Source organism: Sporosarcina sp. NCCP-2222 (genome assembly GCF_023168145.1).
In the GTDB taxonomy this organism is placed as follows: Bacteria; Bacillota; Bacilli; order Bacillales_A; family Planococcaceae; genus Sporosarcina.
The window spans coordinates 28003-44136 of sequence record NZ_BQYK01000015.1; the positions used below are offsets into that span (position 1 = coordinate 28003).

The window sequence follows — 16134 nt, forward strand, 5'->3', positions numbered from 1 at the left end:
GTTCCTGCTGCTGGGCAAGCTCCTCGTCGGTCTGGACTTGGCTGTACTTCTCCAGCCCCCGGTACCGCTTCACGACCCAGCGTGTTTCATCGAACCACCGAGGACCATAGATGCCATTGGCCAATACATAATTTTCTAGCCGATCTGCCCGTTCCCGCCATAAAAACTTGTCCTCACCATGCGGGAAAAACAAATCCGTCTTCACAGCCCGGAACACGGTTTCATACGACCAGTTGGCAAGCACTGCCTCCAAGACGGAACGCGTGAATTCAATGAGCGGATGGTGAAGCATCGGCTTTTTCCGGCTAATGAAAACCGGAATTTCATATTGCCCGAATATCGTTTCGATCAATTCGTCATAAGCTTCCGACTGCCTGTACAAAACGGAAATCTCTTTATACCGTTCACCCGACATGACCATTTCTCGGATTTTCCTTGCGACCGCATGCACTTCAGCTCGCCGGTCCGCAGCTTCAATCAGCGTGATGGCCCCTTCCGCTTCTCTAGACGGCATCGGATACCGTTCGAATGCCGACTCAAAGAAACGAAGCTCCTCATTATGGTAGCGAAGGGCTTGATCCAAATGAATGGTCTCTTCCATTTCAACCGATTCGGTTCTCGCAATCTCCCGCAGCCGGAGAGCCGTTCGTACTGGATTGAAAAACAGCTCATGATCGGCATGTCCAGTTAAATCCGATTCCATCGGGAGGACAACGGTTACCCGTTTTGCATGCTTCATCAATTCTGTTAAAATCTCATATTCCCGTGCTGTAAAACTTTCAAATCCGTCGATATAAATATCCGCTTCCTGAAGAAGATCAGAATGTTTGATTTGCGAAGCAAGAAGCGCCAAATGCCCCTCGCTATCCACATAAGAAGTGCCGAGGCGTTCCTCAATCTTTGTAAAAAGGAGCGTCAAATCATGCACTTTATCCTGCAGGGTTCTTGGTGCGTCAGTCATCTCTAGATTGGTCCCAAGGTCCGTCAAACATTGACGATCGAGACAGTAGCGGCTGAATTCCTTCATGAGATCCCCGACTTTCTCCACGAACCCTTTTTTATTCGCGGCCTGCCGGAACAATTTCAACTCATCACGGTTTTCCTCCAGCACGCTCCGTACGAGCATCCGATAACCGAAGCCATCCACCTCTTTCCGAGTGATGCCTCCGGTCTCCTGCAAAATTCGCCAAGCCAGCCGTTTAAACGTCGATACTTGCGCCCGTATGATACCCCTAAGACCGAAATTGACCGACAAACTGTGCTCCATGGAATACGACATCTGATCCGGTACAAGAAGGACAATCGCTGGCCCAAGCGGATCCGCCTGCAGTGCGGACGCAATCTCCCGCTCGATGAACGTCGTCTTTCCGGTTCCCGCCCGTCCTGTAATAAATCGCAAAGACATGAACGGCTCCTCCTCTCTATCTTGTAAAAATAAAAATGCCTGTTCTCTATCTCTCTATTGTACCGAAAGATGAACAGGACAGAAACTAATTGCATTGGGCCATATAGTGGAAGAGTGGATGGTGCGGGGAGGAAGGTATTAAGGGCGGGCATGCACATCACGGCGGGTTACACGAGCATACAGCCCCTCTACCTGCGCAGGGCCAACCGCGCATACGACACCCGCACACGCGCATAAGCATAAACAGGAGCTACCCGCGCATACAGCACCCCGTACCCGCGAATAACAGGGGCCAACCGCGCATAAACAGGGGCCAACCACGCACACCGCCTCCATACCCGCGCATAAACAGGGCCAACCGCGCATACCACCCGCGCACCCGCGCATAAACACGTGCCAAGTACCGCCCTCGCCCCGCACATGCGGACACCACAAAAATAGAGAAGCACCATTCCCTGGCACTTCCCAAAATGTCTTTCTATTCTTCTTTTCTCTCATTCTGTTCCTTGAAATAATTGCTCGATTCCTCTTCGACTTTCTTGTCCAATCGTTTTTCGAGCCGTTTGCCAATAAACCATAAAAGAAAGATGATGATGCCCACGATTGCTGTCCGGATCGGCTGGGTAAACAAGGCTCTCAGATCGTGTCCGATGAAACTCATCGTAAAGATCATCACAAATTTCCCGGCCATGAGGATAATCAAGTAATGTTTCTTTTTCATATTCGACAGGCCCGCCACCAGGTTGACGAGGGCGGACGGTGTAAATGGAAAGCAAATGAACAGGAATAACGGGCCGAATCCGTTGCGTTCCACCCAGTGGATCAATTGTTGAACTCGCGCATGTTTCGTCAAGAATCGGAAGAACCGTTTTTGGCCGAACTTCCGGATAATGAGAAACACTGTATAGGATCCGATAACCGTTCCTGCCCAAGATAAAAGGAATCCATACCATAAATCATAGGCGTTCACATTGGCTATGACAATTGCAAACAACGGCAAGAACGGCAAAAATGCTTCAATGACCGGCAACAGGATTCCAATCAGCGAACCAAGTAATTTATATTGCTGTGCTATCGCTTCAAATTTTTCTAAATCCAGCCATTCCGGCATCCCAAATCACATCCTCATCCGTTTGCAGCCAATCTCGTTCAGCTTGCTCGTTCCCTATTTAACCTATTCCTTTTATACAATACCACCAAAACAAAATTTTATAGTATAATCGCTAAGATACGCTAGAAAAAAGGTGACAAAATGTTAAAAAAACAATTCCATTCCGGACTAAAGGCCGGTACGAGCATTGCCATCGGGTATTTTCCTGTTGCGTTGACGTTCGGTCTGCTCGCAAAAACGACAGGGCTCTCCTTGATGGAAGCGACTGCCATGAGTCTCTTCGTCTATGCAGGGGCAGCTCAATACATATCGTTAAGCATGATAAAATTCGGAGTCGATCCGGTATTGATTGTCATGAATACATTTATCGTCAATATTCGTCACTTTCTTATGACGGCTTCGCTCAATGAAAAGATGCATCGCGCCCCAAAATGGGTGAAAGCAGTCTATTCATTCGGGATTACAGATGAATCCTTTTCAGTCATCGCCACGCAAAAGGAGGAGAAGGTGTCTACTGCTTTCGCATTTGGCGTCTCCATTATCGCTTACGGAAGCTGGGTCATCTTCACGGCGGTCGGCCATGTGATCGGAGCGAATCTGCCTGCATTTCTGCAAGCGGCGATGTCGATTGCGCTGTATGCCATGTTCGTCGGCCTCTTGGTCCCTTCAATGAAAGGAAACCGGAAAGTTGTAATGCTTGCGGGCATTGCGGCAGCCATCCATTGCTTCTTTTACTTCACAGGGCTGCTGTCGACCGGCTGGGCTATTCTTGTATCCACGCTCGCCTCTGCCGTCCTCGTTGAGATGTTTTACGCTCGTCGCGGACAAGCAGTCGCTGGCATGTATCCAGAAAAGGGGGATGAATAATGGGTTCCTGGTATTGGTGGATGCTGCTTGGCATGGCGCTTGTAACGTATATACCCCGCATGGTGCCTCTTACCTTTTTGGATGGAAAGAAACTGCCTCCGATCGTCAGCGGAGTATTAAGCAATATTCCGTATGCAGTGCTGGGCGCGCTTATTTTTCCGGCGATCTTATTCGTTCAGGAAGGGAATATCCTCTTCGGCGTCATCGGAGCGGCCACCGCCTTTCTGATTGCGATTCTCGGCGGCGGGGTTATGCCTGTTGTTCTTGGAACGATTGGTGTACTGGCGATCTATAGTTTATTTCTATAAACGACAAAACCGCAAGCCGGATGCGTATCCGCTTGCGGTTTTGATCATTCTACTGGATCCTTCTCCGACTGGTCATGGCCTCTCGCCTTCTTTACCATCCGGGATGCCAATGAAAAACCGACTGTCAGTGAAAGAGCGTCTGCCGCATAAAGAAGCCAATTATGCGTATACCCTGCGTAAACCGATGCGGCAATCAAAGCAAGCGTCAAAATAAGTCCTACAATATGGTGAAAAGTGACCCGGGTAAAGAAGAGGACGAGCAACCCAGGCAAAAAAAGGGCAAGTACAAGTTTAGTTCCGAGCGCTTCCATTCATCTTCCCCCTCTATCCGTAAAATTACCGGACGACCAGCAAGCCAAGCCGGTGATGATCATGCCGGTAGAGAACCTGCTGCATGAGGCGGACCTCTCCGTCCCGGCCAATCACTTGCAGCCTGCAATGCGCTGCGTTCACCTGAATGGCATCATACAGTTCTTTCTCGTTCGTCACATGAATCCCGTTGACGGCACGGATGCATTCGCCAGGCACAAGGCCAAGCCGTTCACCCGGCGATTCCGGCAAAACGCCCGCAATCATGACACCAGAAGAACGCGGCGCTGCAACATACCCGCCTTTCCGTTCTTTCATAGCTGTCACGATGGAGAGAGTCATCCGGGAGATGACCCCAATTACTACGGCTGCCCATCCTATAACAGGCATCCAAATGGCGCCAATGCCGATTGCCACGACCACTGCTCCGATTACCATGATAGCCCGTCCCATTTTCGGATATAAAATTTCAGGGAACGTCGTCCTGACAATTTGCGAGAATCCGATGACGACGGGAACAGGCACGAAGCTAAACGTCGCAGCACCTAGTGTCAGCTGCGGCCAGTACGGCACATAGGCAGAGATCATATCGCCCGGAACGAGGAACACAACCGGCAGAAGCCACAGCCGTTTCACTTTGAATACAGCCGCTTGCAGACCACGATTGGTCGGCTCCAGCAACGGCGACGGGCAGCGGGCAGCAAACCGCCTGACCAAATACCCTTCTGCCATCAAAAGCAATCCTGCAATAATGGCAACCGTCACAGCGAGCGATCCGTACAAGTCGACTTCGTCCGGGCTCCAGCCGTACAGTGTAAAACGGGACGAGTCAAATTGCATGCCAAATATCGCAAGTACTGCGATCGCCGCAAAATAAATGGGCGACATTGCCTGATAATAAAAGAATAAAAGTGCAATCAGCGATATGCCGATGAACAGGACGAGCCATCCCCGGTCGACCGTCAAACCAACACCGGATACGACAACCGATAACACTACTGCGGGAAGCCATGACTCGGAAACAATGCGCCGCCATTCCGTCAGCCCCGGAAGCAGTCGAATGTTAAAATGCCTCCGCTCCCGCTTCACTCTGAAATAGCCAACCCCCACAGCCGCTATCAAAGCTGCCCAAAACAACGGATTCAAGAAGAAATAACCGATCGCCTTACCGATATTCCACCAATCTTGTTCAGTCACAGTCCACACCATCCGTTCCCCTGCTACTATTTTGTTCTCTATTGTATCAAAAGATTCGACTCTGGTGTGAGATGCAGGCCAAATTTTCATAGAGTTGGTTCTCCCGTCCTGCTTTCAGGCAGGAAAAAACTCCTTGCCGGCTGCAAGGAGTTTTCCAATCATCTATCATTCGTTTTTTAAACCGAATAATCCTATTCGGTCAGCACATGATGCATATACCCAATCGCCATTTGGAGCTGGATGTCATTGGTACGGTCTTTTCGGTAATCCTCTACCCGCTCACGTAGCAGCGAATAGAATTTACGGTCCATAATATCTTCCGAATCGAGTTGGCCGTCTTGGCGGAATTGCTGGACGGCAGCTGCTGTAGATTCGTCAAAGAAACCGTCTGTCCTGTCTACTTTGTAACCGAGCCCGCCCAGCAAACGCTGTGCGTAGGCAATGTCTTCGTGATGGTTGCCTGGTGAATAAATATCCGTAACGATTCTAACGTGTTCAGTAAATAATTTATTCTGCTCCGCTTTCAAGTCAGCCTCTACACCAGACCCGTGAATCCACTGTTCCTTCGGCGTTAACCATTTATGTGTCGACAGTTTCATTTCACCGCCATTCGTCAGTTCCATCGTATCTTGAACGGTTCCTTTTCCAAAGCTTGTCGTCCCTGTGATCGTTCCTCTTCGTAAATCCTTTAGCGCACCGCTCAGTACTTCACTGGCGGAGGCGCTGCCTTTATCTTGCAGAAGAACAATCGGGATCTTCTTTAGCTTTGGATCATATTGATCAGACGGTTCTACGACTAGCGGCGTCAAATTCCCTTCGGCATCTTGCATATACGCATAAATCGAATTATCCTCCAACAAGCTTCCCGCGATTGCACCAACCGCCCGCAAATAACCGCCTGGATTGCCGCGCAAATCGATGATCAACCCTTTTGCCCCTTGTTTCATTAAATCATCCGTTGCGGTTTTCCACTCTTTAGCACTTTCATCTCCAAACATCGTCAGTGCTATGTACCCAAACGTTTCGCCCCGCTCCTTCATTATCTCTGAACTGACCGTCTTGACAGGAATTGCTTCCCGCACTATCGTCATTTCCAGATGCTTGGTCATCTCTGGACGATAAATCGTCAATGTCATCGATGAACCTTTTTCGCCGCGGATCAGCCGGACGACATCCTGCAGCGTCAAACCTTCCAAACGCTCGCCGTTGATGCGGACAATTTCATCATAAGGCAGCAGCCCAGCCTTCTCGGCAGGCGAACCTTTTACAGGTGCTACAATGATGAACTTTCCGTTCGATCTGGTGATCTCTGCTCCAATTCCGACCCGTTCACCCGCAAGAGATTCCCTGTGAGACGCCGCTTCCTCTTTTGATAAATAGGTGGAGTATGGGTCATTAATGACATCCGCCATGCCGCGCAGGGCTCCTTCAATCAGCTTGTCCCCTTCCACTTGATAGACGGCGTTCTCTTTAATCAGCTGATACGCTTCGTCAATAACAGGAAAAGAACTCTTCTTGGCCTGTTCGGCCTGCTTTTTCTCCGTTCCACAACCGTCTAACACAAACAAGAGTCCTGCGGCAAACACCGCCAAAATCATAAATAGAAAAAACCGGCTTCTTCGCACGTCGTATCCTCCTTCCTCCACCAATATATGAAGGGGATGTACACAATACGACTGCAAAAAACCGGCTTTTTTATTAATCCATTGAATCTACCAGATTGCGGATCATGTTCTCATCCATCGGTCCGATGATTTTCTGGGCAATGGTTCCGTCCGTTTGAATCATGTACGTCGTCGGCATCGTATATGCCTGATACTGATCCATTACGTCACCTTCCTTGTCCAGTGGAATCGGAAAGGTCAACCCATAGGAGTCAATAAAATCCTCAACCCCCTTCAACCCGAGTTTCTCTCCGGTCGTCAGGTTGACAGCGACAATCTCAACATTGTCTTCCTCGCTGTAATTTTTATAGTAGTTCTGCATATGAGGCATTTCCGCTTTACACGGCGGACACCAAGAAGCCCAAAAGTTCAAGATTACCTTTTTCCCTTTTAAGTCCGAAAGTTTGATGACGGTCCCGTCTAATGTCTCCAAACTGAAATTCGGCGCAAGATCTCCTTGGCCAAGACCTGTTTCTCCATCCGTTGCGATCGATACATCGTCCACAACGGCCACTTCCTTCAACGGTTTTGCATCATTCATATTTGACCGAATCATGAAAACGACCATCGATCCGATCACCAAAGCAGCAATCACATATCCCATTACTTTCTTGTTCATATCAATTCCTCCGTATTCGTTTTTCCATGTTCCATCCGATAATCAATCAGCATCCAAAAGCCGACGATCAGCAATGTGACAAGCAGTGCTCCATTCCATAACCCGGCCGGCTGGAAGGAGGCGGCGAATAGATGGACTGCAGCAAGGAGCAGCGGCTCCTGATTTCCAATCTCTTTCTTCTTTGTAAATCGCCAGATTGCAAGCAGAAGCAGTGCGGTAAATAAAACGACAGTAGTCACACTGACATAGATCGGACCGTCATTTAAAACTGCCATTCCCGCTTGGTAGGTGGACAATGTGAAAACCGCTCCATACAATAGCGAATCCCATTGCTCTTTCGTTATATTGCCACGACGTTGATCCATCCAGCTTCTACTAAACACATAAGCAACACCTAAACAAAATCCAAACAAACCCCCATTAAAATAGATGATTGACATCGGTGTTTTCATAATTAACGAGGCATGGGTCACGACGACAGATAATTTCCAAATGACTAAAATGGTGAAAAACTGATCAGCCCATTTATTTGCACTCTTTGCCTTGAAAAGGATCCGAACCAAACTATATGCCACTATAAAAGCAACAATGAGTGCAATCCATGATGAAGGAACTGTGATGTTTCCGATTAAAAAATATTTATTCACAATCATGCCGATTCTCCTTTTTCTACTTCCATCGTATAAGGAATTAGATTGGACTGCGACATATTTGCTTATTAAAAAATCCGCCTCCTAAGAGACGGATTTTAGAATGTATTAGAATGAAACGTAGCGAAGTGGGTTTACAGCACTCGGACCTGATGCCGAGAAGCTGCCAACATGAATTTCAAAGTGCAAATGCGGGCCTGTAGACGCGCCTGTCGTACCAATTGCACCGACCTGTGTTCCTTTATCAATGACTTGTCCGACATGTGCATCGATTCGTGACATATGTCCATAAACAGTCGTCAAAATTTGTCCGTCCGATGAGTGGGTAATCATAACACAGTTTCCGAGACCGCCCATTTTACCGGCAAAGGAGACGACTCCATCTGCTGCTGCCACAACCGGCGTGCCGATGGAATTGGCGATATCCACCCCTCTATGCTGACGCTTCGTGCCGTAAATCGGGTGTACTCGCCAGCCAAAGGATGACGTGAACGTACCGCTCGCTGGTCTTGTCCAGAATCCGTCCGAAACCGGAGGGATTTTAGTGGAATTTGCGCGTGCCGCTTCTCTCTCTTTGCGTTTACGCTCTTCTTCTCTTCGAGCAATTTCAGCAGCCCGTTTCTGTTCAGCGATTACTTTTTTCTCAAGGTCTGCTCCAATTTCAACTGTCTCGTGGAACTCATCTTCCACTTGTTTTTTCTCTTTCGATAAACGCTCTTCTTCTGCTTCGAGCTGATCTATGATTTTATGCTTCTCTTTTTTCTTGTCAAGAAGTCGTGCTTTCAGTTTTTCTAATTGCGCTTTGTTTTCTTCAAGCTCTGCCAATTTCTTCTCAACGAGCACTTTTTCTTTCTCTAGCTGCTCAATGTCTTCTTTTTGGCGTTTCATGATGTCGCGGTCCGCATCCATTAAAGTGGTTACAGCGGAAAACCGGTCGATAAAGTCAGCAAAACTATTTGCCCCTAGCAGCACGTCTATATAATTGACGTTGTTGCCTTTCGCCTGCATAGCGCGAACCCGTTCACGCAACACTTCATCCCGCTCAGCGATTTTTTTCTCAAGATCTTTGATGGATGCTTTCAATTCATCAATCTCGTCTTGTGTCTTATTGATTTTTCCGATGACACGGTTCATGTTGTCATTCGTTTCTTTAATTTCGCGGTTCACTTTAGCTACTTGATCCAAGAATTTCTGAATATCATTTCGCGTCGATTGAATCGCTTTGTCTTTATTCTCAATCGTGGCGTTCAAGTTCTTTTTCTTCTGTTCATTTAGTTTCTGTTCCTGTTTCAAATCTTTCAATGTGCTCGCCAATGCACCCGTTCCACCGAGAAGAGTGGAAAGGGCGAAAATGGCGATGAAGCTACTCACTACCCATTTACGTTTCAACAACTTCCGAGTTCCCCCTAACATTGAACTTTAGACTTTCAAGAATTTGCGTACAGACATGAAGCTGCCCCACATACCAATGAATACACCCATGAATAACAGGAGGCCGTTCACTTGAAGAATGAAAGGCATTGCATTCAGCAGCTGGAACAATTCGTTTTGCAATTTCGGTTCCCATTGTGCGTACAATTCGTAGTACGAGAACGAAATGACGGCCATCGGGATAATTGCTCCAAGAACTCCCAGCCATATGCCTTCTAGCACAAACGGAATGCGCACAAAACTATTAGTTGCTCCTACTAGCTTCATAATCTCGATCTCCCGGCCCCGCGCCACGATTGTCAAACGAATCGTATTGGAGATCAGGAACATCGCCGTGAACAATAAAGCCAAAATTAAAACCATTCCAATATTGCGGCTCATGTTCAGCACCTTGAAAAGCTTCTCGACTTTGCCTTCGCCGTAAACGACTTGGGAGGTATAGTCATATGTATCGATTTTCTTGGCGATTGCCGCAGTTTCATGAGGATCTTTCGCTTTTACATACAACGCATCACCAAGTGGGTTGCTTTGTTTGTAGAGGCTTAATTCATCCCCGAACGACTGGATCATTTTGTCCAATTCTTCATCCCTCGAAGAATAGACAACTTCCTGGACGCCCGCAGTGGAGCGTACTTGTTTTTCCAATTCTTTCACGGCCGTTTCATCAGCCGCAGGATCTGCAATGACTTTGATTTCGACATCATTCTCAAGGTTGTCCGCCAATTGATTCAAGTTCATCATGATAACAATGAATACACCGACCAACAGCAGCGTAACTGTAACAGCACTGACAGAAGCAAAGGTCATCCAGCTATTCCGACCTAGGCTTTTGAGGCTTTCTCTCACATGCCGGCCCATCGTTCTAGCTTTCATAACCATAAACTCCTTCATCTTCATCTCTGGTGATCATTCCGCCTTCAACGACAATGACGCGATGACGCATTGTGTTGACGATTTCTTTATTATGGGTTGCCATGACGATTGTCGTTCCAAGCGCATTAATTTGCTCAAAAATCTTCATGATTTCCCACGACGTATCCGGGTCCAAGTTACCGGTCGGCTCATCTGCAATAACGACTTTCGGTACGTTGACAATCGATCTTGCAATTGAAACGCGCTGTTGCTCCCCGCCGGACAATTCATTCGGAAACATCCTCGCTTTTTGCGTCAATCCGACAAGCGCCAATACTTCATTAACCCGCTTGCGAATCACTTTTGGCGATTCCTCGATTACTTCGAGTGCAAACGCCACATTCTCGTAAACATTTAATTTAGGAAGTAATTTAAAGTCTTGGAATACGACGCCAATCTGCCTTCTCAACAGCGGCACGCGTTTATTTCGAAGTGTCGCCAAATTAATGCCGTTAATCAGAATATCACCTTTAGTCGGTGATTCTTCTCGGTACATCATTTTAATAAAAGTTGATTTCCCTGCACCGCTCGGTCCAACGACATAGACGAACTCGCCGCGGTTAATTTCGACATTGATGCCATTTGCTGCAACGACACCATTCGGGTATTTCTTGTATACATCTTTCATCACAATCATTTTAAAACCACCTGGTAATTGTTATCTACAATTTTTTCACTCAACATGCCCATTATAACATGACTGTGACTGCTAAGTATTACAGATATGTTTCAAATCATCTTCCAGATGACTTGGTGTGAAATAAAGAGAACTCCATTTTTCTCCAATTTCCGTCGGGATTTGCGGCAAGCTACTTCGCTTTATTACAGGAAGGGATTGAATTGTAATATAAATATGTATTATTAATAATAAGTTATTTTTCGATAAAAACTTTCTATTTATATACATTATTTTTCTTCAAAAAAATGTATATAAAAAAACCGCAACGCGTCGTGGCGTTACGGTTTCTTCCTTCTTATTTCTTGTCAGCCAAATATTTAGCGACAGCTGTGATTTCTTCATCGCTCAAAGTGCCTTTGAATGGAGGCATTCCGTTTTGCCCGTTTGAGACGATATCGTGAATTTCATCTTGTGAAAGCTCAGAACCGATATTAGCGAGTGCCGGAGCCGCGCCTTTACCTTCCAAGTTTCCTCCGTGACAAGTCGTACAGTTGCTGTTGACGATTTTTTCTGCGTCAACTGAAGAAGTTGCCCCATTATCTGTACCTGTCGCATTTTGGTCATTGTCCGTCTTGTTACCGCCGCCACATGCACCAAGTACAAGTACAGCACCTAACATGACACCAAATAGCTGCTTTTTCAATTGATTTTCCTCCTATCGTCTAATGATGTACTTTCATTCCTAAGTATACCAAAGGATTGAAGTGTGTCTGTCTGTGGAAGCGCCTGATTTTTATCAAATTCATGACAATCGACAGCGACTCCTTCATCTAGTACTATACACATCTGTCCAAATTTAAAACCCTTTCGGACTTACCAAAAAATAAAAAGCGCACCGGAGTGCGCTTTTTTGTTTTCTGGCCATACTAGAAAGACGGCTTTTTTATGAAATTTTAGAGCGGAGATACGCGTTGATGAATGGATCAATTTCGCCATCCATTACAGCGCCGACGTTTCCAGTCTCTTCGTTTGTACGGTGATCTTTTACCATGGAATACGGGTGGAATACGTAGGAACGGATTTGGCTGCCCCAGCCGATTTCCTTTTGCTCACCACGGATTTCAGCAAGACGCGCTTCTTCCTCTTCCACTTTCAATTGATACAACTTCGCTTTCAACAAGTTCATAGCACGCTCACGGTTCTTGATTTGAGAACGTTCCGTTTGGCATGTCACAACAGCGCCTGTCGGAATATGCGTAATCCGGACGGCAGAATCTGTCGTATTGACGTGCTGGCCGCCCGCGCCGCTGGAACGGTACGTGTCGATTTTCAAATCTTCCGTGCGGATCTCGATATCGATATCCCCATCAAACTCCGGCATCACTTCTACGGATGAGAAGGAGGTATGACGGCGGCCCGATGAGTCGAACGGCGAAATCCGGACAAGACGATGAACTCCTTTTTCCGCTTTCAAATAGCCATAAGCATTATGGCCTTTGATGGAAAGGGTAACCGATTTGACGCCCGCTTCATCCCCTGCTTGGTAATCAAGCGTCTCGACTTTGTAACCTTGGTCTTCCGCCCAGCGCGTATACATACGCAGCAGCATCGATGCCCAGTCTTGTGACTCGGTGCCGCCTGCGCCGGAATGAATTTCTAGAATTGCATTGCTGCTGTCGAATTCATCGCTCAACAACATTTGCAAGTCAAAGTCTTCCATCTTCTTTTTGAAGTCCTTCAACTCAGCAACGAGGTCTTCCTGCAACTCCTCGTCCGCTTCCTCTTTCAACAATTCGAGCGTCATTTCAAGATTTTCGTGCGTGTCGTTCAATTCATTGAAGTCCCCCACTGTGGATTTCAATGCATTGGACTCTGAAATAACTTTTTGCGCTGCTTCCTGATCATCCCAGAATCCAGGCTCCAGCATAATTTCATCAAGCTCTTGTATTCGTGCCTCTTTGTTTTCTAAGTCAAAGAGACCCCCTGAAGTCCACTAATTTCTTAGCTGTTTTGTCGAGTTCGTTGCGAACATCGGATAATTCCATCATAATAGTTCCTCCTGAAAATTAGGTTCAGAGAAACGGCGGTAAGAGCCGCCGATCGTCTCATCAAACCAAGGGCTGATTATGCAGTCCCGTGGCAGTTTTTATATTTTTTGCCGCTGCCGCATGGACATGGATCATTACGTCCAATATTGACAGCCCGGCGAGCCGGTTTTTTCGTTACTTTTTCGCCGTCTTCCTTCGGATTGACGGCTTGCCCTTTCGCTACTTCCTCACGCTCCAGGTTGTTGCGGATTTCTGCTTTCATGACATATTTCGCAGCGTCGTTTTCGATAGATGTAACCATCTCTTCGAACATTGCAAAGCCTTCCGACTGGTATTCACGCAGCGGATCGGTCTGGCCGTAAGCACGTAAATGAATTCCGTGGCGAAGCTGATCCATCGCATCAATATGGTCAGTCCATTTCGAATCGATCGCACGAAGCAAAACAACTTTCTCAAATTCACGCATCCGCTCTTCGGACATTTCGGCTTCCTTCTCATCATATCGCTCGTTAATAGCGTCATTAATAAGAGCCGTGACGTCCTCAATAGATTTACCTTCTAGTTGAGCTGCAGTAATGCGTCCTTCCGGCAGCAGATTTGCTCCAAGGAAGTCTTCCAAGCCCTTGACATTCAACGTTGTGCCGTTTTCATCTGTATGCATAGCGATCACACGGTCGACTACATTACGCAGCATGTTTTCAAGCACTTCGCGGATGTTGTCGGACTCCAGCACTTCATTCCGTTCCTTATAAATGATTTCCCGTTGTTGACGAAGGACATCATCATACTGAAGCAAACGTTTCCGTGCATCGAAGTTATTGCCTTCCACCCGTTTCTGGGCAGATTCAACGGAACGCGACACCATTTTCGACTGGATCGGCGTGGAATCATCCATACCGAGCTTCGTCATCATATTTTTCATTTGGTCAGAACCGAACCGGCGCATCAATTCGTCTTCAAGAGACAAATAGAATTGCGTAATCCCCGGATCTCCTTGACGACCAGCACGACCACGTAGCTGATTATCGATACGGCGGGACTCATGCCGCTCTGTCCCGATAACCGCCAGACCGCCAAGTTCCTGGACACCTTCACCAAGCTTGATGTCCGTACCACGTCCGGCCATGTTCGTCGCAATCGTGACAGCACCGGGCTGGCCGGCTTCGAGAATAATTTCGGCTTCCCGGCCATGGTTCTTCGCATTCAATACATTATGCGGAATACCGTACTTTTTCAAGTAGTTCGAGATAATTTCCGAAGTTTCGATCGCCACCGTACCGACAAGAACAGGCTGCCCCTGCTTATGGCGCTCTTTAATATCCTCGGCGACGGCTTTGAACTTTCCTTCCATCGTCGCGTAAATTAAATCTGCCCGGTCATCCCGCGCAATCGGACGATTCGTCGGAACAGCGATAACATTCATGTTATAAATGTTACGGAATTCCTCTTCTTCCGTTTTCGCCGTACCAGTCATACCGGCCAGCTTGTCGTACATCCGGAAGAAGTTTTGGAACGTAATCGTCGCTAGAGTCATCGTTTCATTCTGAACTTCCAAGCCTTCCTTCGCCTCAATCGCCTGGTGCAGTCCATCACTATAGCGACGGCCTTTCATCAAACGGCCTGTGAAGGAGTCAACAATGACAACTTCGCCTTCCTGAACGACGTAGTCCACATCAATATGCATGCTCGCATGAGCTTTCAACGATTGGTTGATCGCATGATTGAGCGTTACGTGCTTTAAATCAAAGAGGTTTTCAATACCGAAAGCCTTTTCCGCTTTATCCACACCGGACTCAGTCAGAACAACGCCTTTCGTCGATTCATCATACGAGTAGTCCTCTTCCTGCTTTAAGGTGATGACAAAACGGTTCGCCAAACGGTACAGCTCCGCTGATTTGGAAGCTTGCCCCGAAATGATCAGCGGTGTCCGTGCTTCATCAATTAAAATCGAGTCAACTTCGTCAATGACGGCATAATGAAGCGGGCGCTGTACTTTATGCTCCGAATACAACACCATATTATCCCGTAAATAATCGAAACCGAGCTCGTTATTCGTAGTATACGTAATATCCGCATCATATGCCTCGCGTTTTTCTTCTTTCGAGAGGCTGTTCAAATTGAGTCCAACCGAAAGGCCAAGGAACTCATACAGTTGTCCCATCTCATTCGCATCACGGCTCGCCAAATATTCGTTGACCGTTACGACATGAACGCCTTTACCTTCAATTGCATTCAAATAAACCGCAAGCGTCGACGTCAGCGTCTTCCCTTCCCCGGTCTTCATCTCTGCAATATTGCCTTCATGCAGGGCAGCCGCCCCCATAATCTGAACGCGGAACGGATACATCCCAAGCACACGGCGCGACGCCTCGCGAACAACCGCAAACGCCTCCGGCTGAATCGCATCCAACGATTCGCCGTTCGCCACCCGCTCCTGGAATTCTCGTGTCTTTTCTTTCAATTGCTCATCAGACAGACGCTCCATCTCCGTAGCATGTGCTTCTACCTGATCTGCAATTTTTTCAAGCCGTTTCAAGTCTCGTTTATTGGAATCAAACATTTTATTCAATACGCCAAGCATATAGGTCACATCCTCATTAAGTTCACCCTTCATTTTACCATTGTAAAAAGCATGGTGCAAATGATGGACGGTTTTAGGAGTAGTAACTTTGGTATTTTGTGGTTTTAAGAGAGGGTAATGGTGTGTAGGTGGAGTTTGTGGATGGCTTAGGGAGGTGAGTATGCGCGGGAACTGCAGATTATCTGGTTGAACGCCAGATTACCGCGGCGAACGCCAGATAACCGTGGTGAACGCCAGATTATCCGTTTGAACGCCAGATAAACGTGGTGAACGCCAGATTATCGTGGTGAACGCCAGATTACCGTGACGAACGCCAGATTATCCGTTTGAACGCCAGATAACGATTAAGTCCATATAATTGTGTAAATAGGAAAAAGCCACTTCCATCCCTGTGATAAAATGTTTTCAGCGAC

15 protein-coding genes are annotated in these 16134 nt (G+C 47.2%); 2 read left to right on the plus strand and 13 right to left on the minus strand.

Annotated elements, in window-relative coordinates; translation table 11 throughout:
• Together NCCP2222_RS19955 and NCCP2222_RS19960 are read right to left on the minus strand one after the other, a co-directional pair.
• Nucleotides 1-1405: helicase-exonuclease AddAB subunit AddB (locus NCCP2222_RS19955; RefSeq protein WP_375709231.1), on the minus strand; the 1405-nt coding region annotated here is incomplete at its 3' end.
• Between the two features lie 478 nt (nucleotides 1406-1883).
• Nucleotides 1884-2516 carry a TVP38/TMEM64 family protein gene (locus NCCP2222_RS19960; RefSeq protein WP_248514157.1) on the minus strand — a complete coding sequence of 211 codons (633 nt, stop codon included), beginning with the start codon at nucleotides 2514-2516 and terminating at the stop codon, nucleotides 1884-1886.
• Between the two features lie 141 nt (nucleotides 2517-2657).
• On the opposite strand from NCCP2222_RS19960, the gene NCCP2222_RS19965 reads away from it, so the two are divergent.
• Together NCCP2222_RS19965 and NCCP2222_RS19970 are read left to right on the plus strand one after the other, a co-directional pair.
• Entirely contained in the window at nucleotides 2658-3383 is a 726-nt protein-coding gene (locus NCCP2222_RS19965; protein WP_248514158.1) for an AzlC family ABC transporter permease, read from the plus strand.
• Nucleotides 3383-3691: an AzlD domain-containing protein gene (locus tag NCCP2222_RS19970; protein ID WP_248514159.1), complete on the plus strand. Its 309-nt coding sequence runs from the start codon at nucleotides 3383-3385 to the stop codon at nucleotides 3689-3691. Before NCCP2222_RS19965 ends, NCCP2222_RS19970 begins: the two co-directional genes overlap by 1 nt.
• Before the next feature lie 44 nt (nucleotides 3692-3735).
• Here the strand turns inward: NCCP2222_RS19970 and NCCP2222_RS19975 are convergent, their stop codons facing one another.
• The 11 genes from NCCP2222_RS19975 to secA form a co-directional block, all read right to left on the minus strand.
• Nucleotides 3736-4002, minus strand: a complete 267-nt coding sequence (locus NCCP2222_RS19975) for a CsbA family protein (protein WP_248514160.1) — start codon at nucleotides 4000-4002, stop codon at nucleotides 3736-3738.
• A 25-nt stretch (nucleotides 4003-4027) separates the two neighbouring features.
• Nucleotides 4028-5287 carry a PDZ domain-containing protein gene (locus NCCP2222_RS19980; protein ID WP_248514161.1) on the minus strand — a complete coding sequence of 420 codons (1260 nt, stop codon included), beginning with the start codon at nucleotides 5285-5287 and terminating at the stop codon, nucleotides 4028-4030.
• A 101-nt stretch (nucleotides 5288-5388) separates the two neighbouring features.
• Nucleotides 5389-6822, minus strand: coding sequence for a S41 family peptidase (locus NCCP2222_RS19985; protein WP_248514162.1), 1434 nt, complete (start codon nucleotides 6820-6822; stop codon nucleotides 5389-5391).
• Between the two features lie 73 nt (nucleotides 6823-6895).
• Entirely contained in the window at nucleotides 6896-7480 is a 585-nt protein-coding gene (locus NCCP2222_RS19990) for a redoxin domain-containing protein (protein WP_248514163.1), read from the minus strand.
• Nucleotides 7477-8133: a hypothetical protein gene (locus tag NCCP2222_RS19995; protein ID WP_248514164.1), complete on the minus strand. Its 657-nt coding sequence runs from the start codon at nucleotides 8131-8133 to the stop codon at nucleotides 7477-7479. Before NCCP2222_RS19995 ends, NCCP2222_RS19990 begins: the two co-directional genes overlap by 4 nt.
• Nucleotides 8134-8238: 105 nt before the next feature.
• Nucleotides 8239-9522 carry a murein hydrolase activator EnvC family protein gene (locus tag NCCP2222_RS20000; protein ID WP_248514165.1) on the minus strand — a complete coding sequence of 428 codons (1284 nt, stop codon included), beginning with the start codon at nucleotides 9520-9522 and terminating at the stop codon, nucleotides 8239-8241.
• Between the two features lie 27 nt (nucleotides 9523-9549).
• Complete coding sequence (gene ftsX / locus NCCP2222_RS20005; protein WP_248514166.1) at nucleotides 9550-10434, minus strand: permease-like cell division protein FtsX; 885 nt, start codon at nucleotides 10432-10434, stop codon at nucleotides 9550-9552.
• Nucleotides 10424-11110: a cell division ATP-binding protein FtsE gene (ftsE, locus tag NCCP2222_RS20010; protein WP_238083118.1), complete on the minus strand. Its 687-nt coding sequence runs from the start codon at nucleotides 11108-11110 to the stop codon at nucleotides 10424-10426. The genes ftsX and ftsE overlap by 11 nt, the downstream gene beginning before the upstream one ends.
• 337 nt (nucleotides 11111-11447) lie before the next feature.
• Nucleotides 11448-11795, minus strand: a complete 348-nt coding sequence (gene cccB / locus NCCP2222_RS20015; protein WP_248514167.1) for a cytochrome c551 — start codon at nucleotides 11793-11795, stop codon at nucleotides 11448-11450.
• 240 nt (nucleotides 11796-12035) lie between these two features.
• A protein-coding gene (gene prfB / locus NCCP2222_RS20020) for a peptide chain release factor 2 (RefSeq protein WP_248514170.1) occupies nucleotides 12036-13137 on the minus strand; the annotation gives its coding sequence in 2 pieces (ribosomal slippage) (nucleotides 12036-13064 and nucleotides 13066-13137; 1101 coding nt in all).
• 79 nt (nucleotides 13138-13216) lie between these two features.
• Complete coding sequence (secA, locus tag NCCP2222_RS20025; RefSeq protein WP_248514168.1) at nucleotides 13217-15721, minus strand: preprotein translocase subunit SecA; 2505 nt, start codon at nucleotides 15719-15721, stop codon at nucleotides 13217-13219.
• Nucleotides 15722-16134: the final 413 nt, after the last annotated feature.